At 68.4% G+C, this 12,159-nt stretch carries 11 protein-coding genes; 6 read left to right on the forward strand and 5 right to left on the reverse strand.

Annotated features, from left to right (window positions below; translation table 11 throughout):
- Nucleotides 1-24: 24 nt before the first annotated feature.
- A complete protein-coding gene (locus dqs_RS13400; protein ID WP_065340805.1) occupies nt 25-1,437 on the reverse strand; it encodes a BON domain-containing protein in 1,413 nt (470 codons plus the stop codon).
- A 282-nt stretch (nt 1,438-1,719) separates the two neighbouring features.
- On the opposite strand from dqs_RS13400, the gene dqs_RS13405 reads away from it, so the two are divergent.
- From dqs_RS13405 to dqs_RS13420, 4 genes are all read left to right on the forward strand, one after another.
- Entirely contained in the window at nt 1,720-2,727 is a 1,008-nt protein-coding gene (locus dqs_RS13405) for a cytochrome-c peroxidase (RefSeq protein ID WP_065340806.1), read from the forward strand.
- A 179-nt stretch (nt 2,728-2,906) separates the two neighbouring features.
- Nucleotides 2,907-3,293 carry a COG4315 family predicted lipoprotein gene (locus dqs_RS13410; protein WP_011766290.1) on the forward strand — a complete coding sequence of 129 codons (387 nt, stop codon included), beginning with the start codon at nt 2,907-2,909 and terminating at the stop codon, nt 3,291-3,293.
- 7 nt (nt 3,294-3,300) lie between these two features.
- Complete coding sequence (locus dqs_RS13415) at nt 3,301-3,801, forward strand: RNA polymerase sigma factor (protein WP_065340807.1); 501 nt, start codon at nt 3,301-3,303, stop codon at nt 3,799-3,801.
- The gene (locus dqs_RS13420) at nt 3,798-4,604 is read left to right on the forward strand and encodes an anti-sigma factor family protein (RefSeq protein WP_065340808.1); all 807 of its coding nucleotides are present in this window, start codon (nt 3,798-3,800) and stop codon (nt 4,602-4,604) included. The genes dqs_RS13415 and dqs_RS13420 overlap by 4 nt, the downstream gene beginning before the upstream one ends.
- A gap of 28 nt (nt 4,605-4,632) precedes the next feature.
- Here the strand turns inward: dqs_RS13420 and dqs_RS13425 are convergent, their stop codons facing one another.
- The gene (locus dqs_RS13425) at nt 4,633-5,070 is read right to left on the reverse strand and encodes a CBS domain-containing protein (RefSeq protein ID WP_065340809.1); all 438 of its coding nucleotides are present in this window, start codon (nt 5,068-5,070) and stop codon (nt 4,633-4,635) included.
- Between the two features lie 298 nt (nt 5,071-5,368).
- On the opposite strand from dqs_RS13425, the gene dqs_RS13430 reads away from it, so the two are divergent.
- The gene (locus dqs_RS13430) at nt 5,369-6,667 is read left to right on the forward strand and encodes a cation:proton antiporter (RefSeq protein ID WP_065340810.1); all 1,299 of its coding nucleotides are present in this window, start codon (nt 5,369-5,371) and stop codon (nt 6,665-6,667) included.
- Between the two features lie 30 nt (nt 6,668-6,697).
- Here the strand turns inward: dqs_RS13430 and dqs_RS13435 are convergent, their stop codons facing one another.
- The 3 genes from dqs_RS13435 to dqs_RS20805 form a co-directional block, all read right to left on the reverse strand.
- Complete coding sequence (locus tag dqs_RS13435; protein ID WP_065340811.1) at nt 6,698-9,586, reverse strand: EAL domain-containing protein; 2,889 nt, start codon at nt 9,584-9,586, stop codon at nt 6,698-6,700.
- Nucleotides 9,587-9,693: 107 nt separating this feature from the next.
- Complete coding sequence (locus tag dqs_RS13440) at nt 9,694-10,701, reverse strand: LysR family transcriptional regulator (protein WP_065340812.1); 1,008 nt, start codon at nt 10,699-10,701, stop codon at nt 9,694-9,696.
- Between the two features lie 68 nt (nt 10,702-10,769).
- A complete protein-coding gene (locus dqs_RS20805; protein ID WP_148268755.1) occupies nt 10,770-10,949 on the reverse strand; it encodes a hypothetical protein in 180 nt (59 codons plus the stop codon).
- A gap of 1 nt (nt 10,950) precedes the next feature.
- Here dqs_RS20805 and dqs_RS13445 point away from each other — a divergent pair, with 1 nt between their 5' ends.
- On the forward strand, nt 10,951-12,153 hold the full coding sequence (locus dqs_RS13445; protein ID WP_011766295.1) for an efflux RND transporter periplasmic adaptor subunit: 1,203 nt from the start codon (nt 10,951-10,953) through the stop codon (nt 12,151-12,153).
- The last annotated feature ends 6 nt before the right edge of the window (nt 12,154-12,159 follow it).

Here is a 12,159-nt window from a genome sequence, read left to right on the forward strand (position 1 = left end):
CGGAGTCGAAGCGCCAGACCTGACTTATTCGTCCTTCTTGCTCCGGCTGGTTTCGCTGCTGCCGCCGGTACGCGACTTGTCGCTCGACGACGCGCTTGTGCCGCTGCTGCCGGACAGGCCGCTGGACGACGAGCCGGACATGCCGGAGAAGCCGCCCGACGACGACCCGCCAGTGCTGCCGCCCGCGCTGCGCGACTCCTGCCCGCCCTGCGACTGCGTGCCCGACTGCGAGGATTGCGATTGCTGGCCTTGCGACTGGGACTGCACGCGCAGCCGGTTCTCGATGTCCTTCACGCCCCAGCAGTCATCCACGATGTCCTCGATGCGGTGGCGCATCTGCCGGCTCGGTACCGTGCCTTCCAGCTCCACGCGGCCGTCCTTGACGTCGATGGTCACCTCGGTGACGTCGATGTCCTGCTCGTCGACCAGCCGTTCGCACACCATCTCGCGGATACGCTCGTCGGAGCGGGCGTAGTTCTTCGGCCCGCGCCGGCTACGCATCTGCTGGCCGGCCTGCCCCCACTGCTGACCCTGGGTCGAGCCGTGGAAGGCACCGTAGCCGCCCATGCCCTGCGAGGTCTGTCCGCCGAGGAACTGCTGCGGCTGCTGGCCCCAGTCCTGCTGGCCGCTGCTCATCTGGCCGTAACCCTGACTGCCCTGGCTGCCGGAGCTGCCCTGGCCCCCGTAGCTGCCTGAGCCGTACTGCTGGCCCATGCCGCCGCGCTGGCCGTAGCCGCCCTGCTGGCCGAAGCTCTGCTGCGGCTGCTGCTGACCGTAGCCTTGCTGGCCGAAACCACCGGCCTGGCTCTGGCCGTAGCCTTGCTGCCCATAGTGCTGCTGCGGCTGCTGATGCTGGCTGCTGCCGTAGTGCTGGCCAAAGCCCTGCTCGTGCTGGCTGCCCTGACCATAACCGCCGCTCTGGCCGAAGCCACCCTGCTGGCCGTAATGCTGCTGGCCGTAATGCTGCTGGCCGAAGTGCTGCTGGGGCTGCTGCTGGCCGTAGCCCTGCTGACCAAAGCCCTGCTGGCCATAGCCTTGCTGCCCGTAGTTCTGCTGCGGCTGCTGCTGGCCATAGCGCTGGCCGTAGTCCTGCCCGTACTGCTGGCTGCCCTGGCCGTAGCTCTGGCCGAAGCCCTGGTCATGCTGCTGACCGTAGCTCTGGCCATAGCTTTGCTGCGGCTGCTGCTGGCCGTAACGCTGCCCCATGCCCTGCTCGTGCTGCTGGCCGTAGCCTTGCTGGCCATAGCCCTGTTGCCCGTAGCCCTGTTGGCCCTGTCCGTATTGCTGGCCATAGCCTTGCTGGCCGATGTTCTGCTGCGGCTGCTGGCCCCACCCTTGCTGACTGCCCTGGCGGGACTGTTGCCCGTACTGCTGGCCGTAATCTTCGTCCTGGTCGTAGCCCTGCTGACCGTAAGCTTGTTCGCGCTGCGATCTCATTTCGGCGTCTCCTCGAGTGGCAACAAAACACGGGTCCATGCCCGTGTGCGGTAAGGCGCCGCACCTCCCGGCGCGGTCGGGCCTTTTCCTCTACGGGATTCAGCAATCCACGTGCCGCCGTCCGCCCGCGCCCGCCCCTGCGCCGACCCCATGCTGCGTGCCGGAGCGAAAAGGAAAAATTACAACGACGTGTAAGTTCGGCCGCCTGCCTTGACTCAGGTCAAGAAGCGCCGGGTGGGCGAGGAAAAGAATGGGAGCGATTTCAACCAGGGAGGAACACCGATGAAACGCGTACTGACCTCGCTTTCCGTCGCCCTTGCGGCGGGCCTGGCCACCTGGGGCGCGGTGCACGCCGCGGATTCCGAGCCCATCCAGCCGATCCGCGCGCCGCAGAACATCAACCTGGGCATGGTCGAACTGGGCAAGAAGCTGTACTTCGACCCGCGCCTGTCCAAGTCCGGCTTCATCTCCTGCAACTCCTGTCACAACCTGTCGATGGGCGGCACCGACAACATTCCCACCTCGATCGGCGACCACTGGCAGCAGGGCCCGATCAACGCGCCCACCGTGCTCAACGCCAGCCTCAACCTCGCGCAGTTCTGGGACGGCCGCGCGGCCGACCTGAAGGAACAGGCCGGCGGCCCCATCGCCAACCCGGGCGAGATGGCTTTCACCCACACCCTGGCGCTCAACGTGCTGTCGTCCATCCCCGGCTATACGCGTGAGTTCCGCCAGGTGTTCGGCAAGGACAAGATCGACATCGAGCAGGTGACGCTCGCGATCGCCGAGTTCGAAAAAACCCTGGTGACGCCCAACTCGCGCTTCGACCTGTGGTTGCTCGGCAAGAAAGACGCGCTGACGCCGACCGAACTCGCCGGCTACGAGCTGTTCAAGACCAGCGGCTGCGTGGCCTGCCACAACGGCGAGGCGGTGGGCGGCAACTCCTTCCAGAAGATGGGTCTGATCGAGCCGTACAAGGCCAGGAGCAAGGCCGAGGGCCGCTCGGCGGTGACCGGCAAGGACAGCGACCGCTTCAACTTCAAGGTGCCGACGCTGCGCAACGTCGAACTCACCTACCCGTACTTCCACGACGGCGCCGCCAACACCCTGGGCGAGGCGGTGGACGTGATGGGCCGCCTGCAGCTGGGGCGCAAGTTCTCGCCCGACGAGAATGCGAAGATCGTCGCCTTCCTGAAGACGCTCACCGGCGACCAGCCGACCTTCACGCTGCCCATCCTGCCGCCTTCGGCAGATTCCACGCCGCGCCCCACGCCGTTCGCGGCGCACTGACGCGCCGGCGACACCACAACGGGGACTGCGGTCCCCGTTTCCATTTGTACGGATGGCAGAAAAGTGCCGTGCGGCGTGCTTTGATGAACTGGCACCCGCGCCCGACGCGCTGGCGGGAATAAAACACGCGGCCCCTGCGTATATGCGGGTGTAGCACCCACAACCCGATGGAGACCACCATGAGACGCGCTGCCACCACCCTCGCCTTCGCCCTGCTGGGCGCCCTCGCCACCCCCGCCTTTGCCGCCGATGCGATGCCGCCCTCGGTGAAGATGCTGGACGGTGTGCTGACCGGCACCGACGGCATGACCCTGTACACCTTCGACAAGGACAGCGCCGGCAGCGGCAAGAGCATGTGCAACGACACCTGCGCCACCAACTGGCCGCCGCTGATGGTCAAGGAAGGCGAAACCGCCACCGGCGACTTCAGCATCATCACCCGCGACGACGGCAAGAAGCAGTGGGCGCACAAGGGCAAGCCGCTGTACTTCTGGGCCAAGGACGGCAAGCCGGGCGACAAGACCGGCGATAACTTCAACAACGTCTGGCACGCCGCCAAGCCCTGAGCCCGGCATGGACGGCGCCGCGCTGCTGGCCGAACTGCCCCGCCTGCGCCGCTACGCGCGGGCGCTGGTGGGCGAGCGCGCGGCCGCCGACGACCTGGTGCAGGACACCCTGGAGCGCGCCTGGAGGCGCGCCGCCCAGTGGCGCCCGGAGAACCCGCTGCGCCCTTGGCTGTTCGGCATCATGCACAACCTGCGCATCGACCAGCTGCGCCGCCCCGGCCTCCACACCCGGCCGCTGGAGGACGAGGATTTCGAGCTGCCGGTGCGCGCGACGCAGAGCGACGCGCTCGAGGTGGGCGATCTCGACGCCGCGCTCGCCCGGCTGCCCGAGGAGCAGCGCGCGGTGCTGTTGCTGGTGGCGCTGGAAGGCATGCGCTACGAAGACATCGCCGCGACACTGGGCGTGCCGCTGGGCACGGTGATGTCGCGGCTGTCGCGCGGGCGCGAACGACTGCGCGCAATCATGGGCGAGGCGCCGGCGGCCAACCGCCTGCGGGTGGTGCGATGAGCAAACGCAAGATCAACGAAGGCGATCTCCACGCCTGGGCGGACGACCTGCTCGCGGACGAGCGCCGCGCCGAGGTGGAGGACTGGCTCGCCGCCCATCCGGGCGACGCCGCGCGCCTGCACGACTACCGGCTGCAGAACCGCGCGCTGCGTGCCGCCTTCGACCCGGTGCTGGAAGAGCCGCTGCCCGCGGCGCTGCGCCGCGCGGCGGCGTTGCCCCCTGCCGCCAGCAGCCCGCCGCGCCGGTGGGGGTCCGCCCCGGCGCTGCGCGCCGCCGCGATGGTGGCGCTGTGCGTGCTCGGCGCGGTCGCCGGCTGGCTGGGCCACGCCCGCTTCGGTACGGCCCCGGCGTCGCCGGCGGTGGCCGAGTTTTCGCGCCAGGCGGCGATCGCCCACGCGGTCTATACGCCCGAAGTGCGCCGCCCGGTGGAAGTGGACGGCGCGCACGAGGAGCAGCTGGTGGCCTGGCTGTCGAAGCGGCTGGGCGCGCCCCTGCATGCGCCGCGGCTGGGGGCGCTGGGTTTCGAACTGGTGGGCGGCCGCCTGCTGCCGGGGCAGCAGGGGCCGGTGGCGCTGTTCATGTACCAGGACCCGAGCGGCCAGCGCCTGACGCTGTATGTCTCCGGCGAGGTGGCCGGCCACGGCGACGCCGGCTTCCGCTTTGCCGAAGAGAACGGTGTGAAGGTGTTCTACTGGGTGGATGGCCGCTTCGGCTATGCGCTGTCCGCCGCGATCGACAAGGCGCAGCTCGCCCGCATCGCCACCGCGGTGTACGACCAGCTGGAGAGTTCCGCGCGGCGCTGAGGCGATCCGCGCCCGCGGCCCGCCGCCGCTACAGGATGGCGGTAATCTCCTCCCGCCGCACCAGTTCGCCCTCGAACTGCCGCGCATCGTAGCCGTCCGCGTCCTTCGCGCTGAGGATGCCCACCACGGCGCCGCACTCCACCACCGGCACGTGATGGAACTGGCCTTCGTACATCAGGTGCAGGGCGTGGCTGAACGGCCGGTCGGGCGAGATCACCTGCGGGGAGCGGGTCATGATCGAACCCACCCCGACCGTTTCGGCGTCCTTGCCGCTCGCCACCACGCCGAACACGATGTCGCGCTCGGTGCAGATGCCCTTCAGCGTGTTGGAGCGGAGGTCGGTTACGAGCACCGCGCTGATGTGATTGACCCTCATCAGCTCGGCAACGCGGCGCACGGACATGTCGTCCGGAACGGTAACGCAGCGCCGGTTCTGGACGATGGCGCGGATGGCATGTTCCAACATGGTGCTTCTCCCCCGTCCTGCCAGCCCGGGCGGAAGAGCGCCGGAATGCGTCACCCGTCCTCATCCCGGGCTCGAAGCGGAAGCGGAACTTTCACTGTAGACCGTCCCGGGTGGCGATACACGCCGCATCGTGGATTCGAACCGGTTGTTACACGGGACGGCAGAAGCGGCCACGACGGGCGACCTCCCTGACCGCCCGGCCCGGCGGGGCCACGGACGACCGGCGCCCTTGTGCGGCCACGGCTATGCTGAAACCTGGCCTTGCTACGAGGTGGGCGTCCCGCACGTCCCCGCGCCGATGTCCGTTCCCTTGTGGTCCCTGCTTCTCGGCCTGCTACTGCTCACGATGGTGCTGGTCGGCACATTGGTCGCGCGCCTGCCACTCAGCAGCGCGATGATCTATCTCGCAATCGGCTGGGCCGCCGGTTGGGCCGCGCCGCTGAGCATCGCACCGGACCCGCTGCGCAACGCGTATGCACTCGAGCTGGCGGCCGAGGTTGCCGTGCTGATATCGCTGTTCGCGGTGGGGCTGCGACTCGGGGTTCCGGTGACGGACGCACGCTGGCGGCTCCCGCTGCAGTTGGCGTTCGTTTCCATGGCCGGCACGGTGGGCCTGATTGCCGCGGTGGGCGTTCTGGGGCTGGACCTGTCGCTGGGGGCCGCCGTACTGCTGGGCGCCATCCTCGCCCCGACCGACCCGGTGCTCGCCTCGGGCGTCCAGGCGCACGGCGGGCGCGAGCCCGATCTCGTTCGCTTTGGTCTCGCCGGCGAAGGGGGCCTGAACGACGGCACCGCGTTTCCCTTCGTCATGCTCGGACTCGGCCTGCTCGGCTTGCACGATCTCGGCACCGGCGGCTGGCGGTGGTGGGCGATAGACCTCGTGTGGGCAACGGTCGCGGGGCTCGTGGTGGGCGGACTCGCCGGCGCGCTGATCGCACAACTGATCGTGCGCGTGCGGACACGCTTCGACGCGGTGTGGGGGCACGATGAATTCCTCTCGCTCGGCGTCATCGCCATCGCCTACGGGAGCGCCCGCCTGTGCATGGGATCGGGCTTTCTCGCCGTATTTGCGGCGGGCCTCGCGTTCCGGCGCTGGCGCCAGCACGCGGCCGACGCAACGGCGGGCCCGCAACCGGGCCGCCACGAAACCGGGGCCGCGCATGCCCGTCAGGCGGGCACGATGACCCTGGGCGTGAAGAGCTTCAACGAACAGCTCGAGCGCATAGGCGAACTCGCAATCGTCCTGCTCGTGAGCGCCATGCTGCCCTATGCCAGCCTCTCTGCCCGGCTGGCGGGATTCATCGCCTTGCTGTTTGTCGTCCTGAGACCGCTCGCGGTGTGGCTGGGCACGCTGGGGTGCGCGCTCGACGTCCCCCAGCGCGCGGTCATCAGCTGGTTCGGAATCCGCGGCATCGGATCGGTGTTCTACCTGATGTTCGCGCTCGAACGCGGCGTCGGCGGGGCGCTCGCGCAGTTTCTGGTCGACGCGACGCTGATGACGGTCTCCGCCTCCATCATCCTGCACGGCATCTCCGCGCACTCGCTGATGAGCCGCTATGGCCGGCGAAGCGCGCCGGGCGGCGACGGCAGCCGTTGAGCCCGCGTGCGAGCGGCGCCGCGTCGCCCGCTAGGCTGCCAGCGGCTGTGGCGGCGATATCCAGTAGCCCTGCACGTAATCCACCCCGATCTGCGACAACATCGCCATGGTCTGCTCGTCGGTCACCCACTCCGCCACGGTCTGCTTGCCCATGATGTGCCCGATGCGGTTGACCGAGCGCACCATCTCCGCATCGACCTCGCTGTCGCGGATGGCGGATACGAAGGAGCCGTCGATCTTGATGAAATCGACCGGCAGGCTCTTGAGATAGGAGAAGGAAGCCATGCCGGTGCCGAAATCGTCGAGCGCAAAGCGGCATCCATGCTGCTTGAGGCGGTGGATGAACGCCGCTGCGGTCTGCAACTGGGCGATGGCGGCGGTTTCCGTGATCTCGAAGCACAGCTTCTCGGCCGGGATCGCCATCGTGTCCAGCACCTGGATGGCGTACTCCTGAAACTGTATGTCGCTCAGCGCGCGGGCGGACAGGTTGATGGCACACAGGTCGAGGTCCGCGAGATGGCGTGGATGCCCGGACAGCCAATCCACCGTGTGGGTCAGCACCCAGCGGTCCACCGCCGGCATCATGTCGTACCGCTCGACTGCCGGCAGGAAGGCGCCGGGCGGAATCAAGCGGTCAGGCCCGTCGCGCAGCCGCAGCAGGATTTCATAGTGCAACCCGCCCGATCCCCCGAGCGGCAGGATGGTTTGGCGGAAAAGCCGAAGTCCGCCGTCGTGAAGGGCATCGCCCACCCGCGAGACCCAGTCCATGTCGCTTTGCCGCAGGGCAAGCTGCGCGTCACCTTCGCGCTGGATATGAACGCGGTTCCGGCCGCCTTCCTTGGCGATGTAGCAGGCATGATCGGCGCGCTGCATGAGCTGCTGGGCGCTTCCCGAAGCGGGGGTGATCGGCACCAGGCCGATGCTGACGCCGACGCGGAACATCCGCCCCTCGAACGGAAACTGGAACTCGCGCGTGGTCTCCAGCATCTTGCGGGCGATCACCACCGCCTCGTCGAACGCGCAGTGCTCCACCAGCAGGCCGAACTCGTCACCGCCCAGCCGCGCCAGCGTATCCCGCTCGCGCACCTGGGTGCGGAAGCGCTGCGAGAGCTGGCGCAGCAGTTCGTCTCCCGCCTTGTGGCCGCAGGTGTCGTTCACGATCTTGAACTGATCCAGGTCCATGAACAGTAGCGCGCCCTCGTTGCGGAACTCCAGCGCGTGGTCGAGCACCCGCTTCACGCGGTTCTCGAACTCCGCGCGGTTGACCAGTTCGGTGAGCGCGTCGTGCGTTGCCTGGTGGGTCAGCGCCCGCAACACCCGGCGCGACTCGGTGACATCGCGGAACACCACGACAAGGCCAACGACCGTTCCATCGGCAAGACGGATCGGCGCCGCGACATCCTCGATCGACAGGAAGCGGCCTGAGCGGGAGATCAGCACCGCGCGCGGGCTCAGGTTGCTTGCCCGCCCGTCGCGGAGACAGGATTCGATGAAGGAATCGAGCGGCAGGCGCGTCTGGTCGTCCACGATGTGGAGGACGTCTCCCACATAGCGGCCCACCGCATCTTCGGGGCGCCACTCGGTGAGCCGCTCCGCCGCGGGGTTGAACTCCACGATGGTGCCGGCCGCATCGGTGCTGATGACCGCGTCGCCGATGGAGCTGAGGGTGACCATTGCGCGCTCCTTTTCGGCATTGAGGGTGCGTTGGAGCTGCTTCAGGGCATGGACGTCGCTGAACACGGACACCGCGATCCGGGCCTCGCCGTCGCCCTCGAAAACCGGCCCCGCATTCACCGCAAAACAGCGTGCCCTTCCCTCGCTGAGGCAATGCAGTTCCGCTCCGCTCACCGCCTCGCCGCCCAGCAGCGCACGCCGCAGCGCCGAGCCGGCGGCCTGCACCACGCCACCGTCCGCGCGCACCAGTTGGCAACCCTGGAACGCTTGGTCATCCATCGCGGCAAGCGTGCTGCCGAACTGTCGTTCGGCCTCGTCGTTGTAGTGGAGCACCGCGCCCGAGCGGATGTCGGCCAGCACGACCGAGACCGGCAGCTGATTGAGGATGGCGGTGACGCGGGCGCGCTCCGCCGCCACTTCGGCCAGCAGGCGCTCGCGTTCGCGCTCTGCCTCCTTTCGCTCCTGGATATCCACGGTGACGCCGGTGAGGCGCAGTACCGAGCCTGCCGCACTGCCGCTCCTGCGGCTCGATCGGGTATAGAACCAGTGGTATTCGCCGCTTTTGCGTCGAAGACGGAATTCCACCCACGGCCCCCCGTCCGGGTCGTATCGTTCGACCGCGAATGCACGCTGGAGCGCGGGAAGATCGGCCGGGTGCACCAGACTCACCCAGTCGCCCGCCATGCGTCCTATCTCGTCATCGGAATAACCGAGCAGTCCGACGAGGTTCGGCGACACCTTCATCTCGTCGGTTTCGCTGTCCCACTGCCACGCCGCCGCATGCGCCACTTCAAGGATGCGCTCGGTCTGCTGCTGCGTTTCGCGCAGGCAGTCCTCGAGCAGCTTGCGCTCGGTCAGGTCCTGCGTGAACTTGCAGAAACCCCGTATGCCACCGTTTCCGTCGTAAAGGGCAATCAATTCGACATGGGCCCAGAACAGGCTGCCATCCTTCCTGCGGCGCCACATTTCCTCCTGGAAATTGCCTTCGCGGGCGGCGGCCTCGAGATTGACGCGCGGACTGCCATGGGCTTGCAGGAACTCCGGATAGAGCATGCCGAAGTACTGGCCCACCGCCTCGGTGGCCCGATACCCCTTCATCGCCTCGGCGGCGCGGTTCCAGTCGAGAATGATCCCCTCGGCATCGAGAAGGAAAACCGCGTAGTCGACGATCTGTTCGACCGCGGCGCGATAGCGGTCGGCGCGCTCTGCGCGTCCCAGACCACCTGAGTCTCGAGCCTGCTCCATCTGAATCCGCCCCCGTTACCTGACGCACGGCGGGGCCGTGCCGGTCCGGATTCAGCGGATGCAAGACCGGGTCCCGGCCGCTCCGCGGCCGGCATTCGGCACCGGTCCTAGAGCGCGCTTTCCGCCAGGTTGTGCTGCTCCACCACCGATCGCAGGGTGTTGCCCGCCGGCTTGCCCTCGTAACTGCAGCAGTAATCGACCGCGGCAGTGCCGCCCAGCAGCGGACAGGCAGCGAAAAGCTCGGCCACCCAATCGACGAAGGCGCGCACCTTGGGCGACAGGTGGCGGTTGGCCGGATACACCGCGGAGATCGGCATCGGCGCCGGGCTCCACTGCGGCAGCACCTCGCGCAGCGCGCCGGATTCCAGGTGGGGCAGCGCCATGAAGCGCGGCATCTGCACCATGCCGAAGCCCTGCAGCGCGCAGGCGAGATAGGCATCGCCGTCGTTAACCGAAACCACGCCCTTCATCTTGACCTCGGTGACGTGGCCATCGACGACGAAATCCCAGTCCAGCGTGCGGCCGTTGAGGCTGGAGAAGTAATTGACCGCGCTGTGATTTGCCAGCTCGGCGATCGTCTTCGGCTCGCCGTGGCGTTCCAGGTAGGACGGCGCCGCGCAGGTGACCAGGAAGAAGGTGCCGATACGCCGCGCCACCAGCGACGAATCCGGCAGGTGGCCAACCCGCAGCGCGCAATCGACCGCCTCGCGCACCATGTCCACCGGACGGTCGGTCATGCCGATCGCGATTTCCAGCTCCGGATAGCGGGTGTGGAAGTCGCACAGGCGCGGAATCAGCACCAGGCGGCCGAGCGAGGCCGGTACGTCGATCCGCAGGCGGCCGCGCGGGCCGCTCGCGGCGTCGCGAAACGACGACTCGGTCTCCTCCACGTCGGCCAGGATGGCGACGCAGCGCTCGTAGTAGGCGGCGCCATCCTGCGTCAGGCTCAGGCGCCGCGTGCTGCGGTTGAGCAGCCGCACCTGCAGCAGGCGTTCCAGGTTCTGGATGATGTTGGTCACGGTCGCGCGCGGCAGGCCGAGGCTGTCGGCCGCGCGCGAAAAGCTGTTGGCGTCCACCACGCGCGTGAACACCTGCATGGCCTGAAAACGATCCATTCCGACTCCCCAAACGTCTGCCGCGGCGATTTTCCGGTAAGCGAATTATCCATGGGAATTGGCCAGGATTATTTGCCTTTACCGAATAGTGTTTCCGGTTTCACCCCATTTATCCAGCCGCGAACAACACCCAATATTGATGCACCGCGGCATAAAAATGCCGCCGCCATGGTGTCCGCCTGCCCGGCGGCAAAAACGAAAAAAGCCGGATCGTCCGCCCGCGCGCGATCCCCGACAAGGAGTTCCACGATGCCCCGCCTGCGCAAGCCCTACGCCCTTGCCACCACCCTCGCGATCGCGCTCGCCCTCGGCGGCGGCGCGGTGGCGCTCAGCGTGCAGTCCGACGCCCGCGCCAACACCGCCGCCAGCGCCGCGATGCCGCCCAGCCCGGTGGACGTCGCCACCGTTGCAGCCCAGCAGATCACCGACTGGCGCAGCTATTCGGGCCGGCTGGAAGCGGTGGACCGCGTCGAGATCCGCCCGCTGGTCTCCGGCACCGTCACCGAGGTGCACTTCCAGGACGGCGCGCTGGTGAAGAAGGGCGACCCGCTGTTCACCATAGACCCCCGCCCCTACGCTGCCGCGCTGGAACACGCCCGCGCCCAGCTTGCCGCGGCCGAGGCGCGCGCCGCCTACACCGCCAACGACCTCGCCCGCGGCGAGCGGCTGATCGCCGACAACGCGATCGCCCGCCGCGACTACGAGGAAAAGCAGAACGCCGCGCGCGAGGCCGAGGCCAACCGGCTGGCCGCGCGCGCCGCGGTCGAATCCGCCCGCCTCAACCTGGAATACACCCGCATCACCGCGCCGGTGGCGGGCAAGCTGTCGCGCGCCGAGGTGACGGTGGGCAACGTGGTGGCCGCCGGCGCGGGCACCCCGCCGCTCACCACGCTGGTGTCGATGGCGCGCATGTACGCCGCCTTCGATGTCGACGAGCAGAGCTTCCTCGCCTCGATCAACGGCAAGCAGGGCGCCGCGGTGCCGGTGCATCTGGGGCTGGCCAACGAGGACGACTACCCGCGCAGCGGCACGGTCAGCTCGGTCGATAACCGCATGGATACCTCCAGCGGCACGATCCGCGTGCGCGCGGTATTCGACAACCCGGACGCCAGCCTGCTGCCGGGCCTCTACGCCCGCATCCGGCTGGGTAGCGCCACCCCGCGCCAGGCCCTGCTGATCGACGAGAAGGCGATCGGCACCGATCAGGACAAGCGCTTCGTGCTGGTGGTGGACGACGCCAACCGCACCGCCTACCGCGAGGTGAAGCTGGGCGCCGCGCAAGGCCCGCTGCGCGTGGTGGAAAGCGGCCTCGCCGCCGGCGAGCGCATCGTGGTGAACGGGCTGCAGCGCGCCCGCCCCGGCCAGATCGTCAATCCCAACGAGGTGCTGATGTCCGGCACCGCCAGCCCGGCCGCGCCCACCGCCCGCGCGGCCAGCGGCGCCAACAGCTGAGCACGC

The sequence above is a fragment of the Azoarcus olearius genome (assembly GCF_001682385.1).
GTDB classification, from domain to species: Bacteria; Pseudomonadota; Gammaproteobacteria; order Burkholderiales; family Rhodocyclaceae; genus Azoarcus; species Azoarcus olearius.

Bases quoted from the DNA above. Each gene is read 5' to 3' on its own strand.
- dqs_RS13400 (WP_065340805.1), bottom strand. From the start codon at position 1,437: ATGAGATCGCAGCGCGAACAAGCTTACGGTCAGCAGGGCTACGACCAG.
- dqs_RS13405 (WP_065340806.1), top strand. From the start codon at position 1,720: ATGAAACGCGTACTGACCTCGCTTTCCGTCGCCCTTGCGGCGGGCCTG.
- dqs_RS13410 (WP_011766290.1), top strand. From the start codon at position 2,907: ATGAGACGCGCTGCCACCACCCTCGCCTTCGCCCTGCTGGGCGCCCTC.
- dqs_RS13415 (WP_065340807.1), top strand. From the start codon at position 3,301: ATGGACGGCGCCGCGCTGCTGGCCGAACTGCCCCGCCTGCGCCGCTAC.
- dqs_RS13420 (WP_065340808.1), top strand. From the start codon at position 3,798: ATGAGCAAACGCAAGATCAACGAAGGCGATCTCCACGCCTGGGCGGAC.
- dqs_RS13425 (WP_065340809.1), bottom strand. From the start codon at position 5,070: ATGTTGGAACATGCCATCCGCGCCATCGTCCAGAACCGGCGCTGCGTT.
- dqs_RS13430 (WP_065340810.1), top strand. From the start codon at position 5,369: ATGTCCGTTCCCTTGTGGTCCCTGCTTCTCGGCCTGCTACTGCTCACG.
- dqs_RS13435 (WP_065340811.1), bottom strand. From the start codon at position 9,586: ATGGAGCAGGCTCGAGACTCAGGTGGTCTGGGACGCGCAGAGCGCGCC.
- dqs_RS13440 (WP_065340812.1), bottom strand. From the start codon at position 10,701: ATGGATCGTTTTCAGGCCATGCAGGTGTTCACGCGCGTGGTGGACGCC.
- dqs_RS13445 (WP_011766295.1), top strand. From the start codon at position 10,951: ATGCCCCGCCTGCGCAAGCCCTACGCCCTTGCCACCACCCTCGCGATC.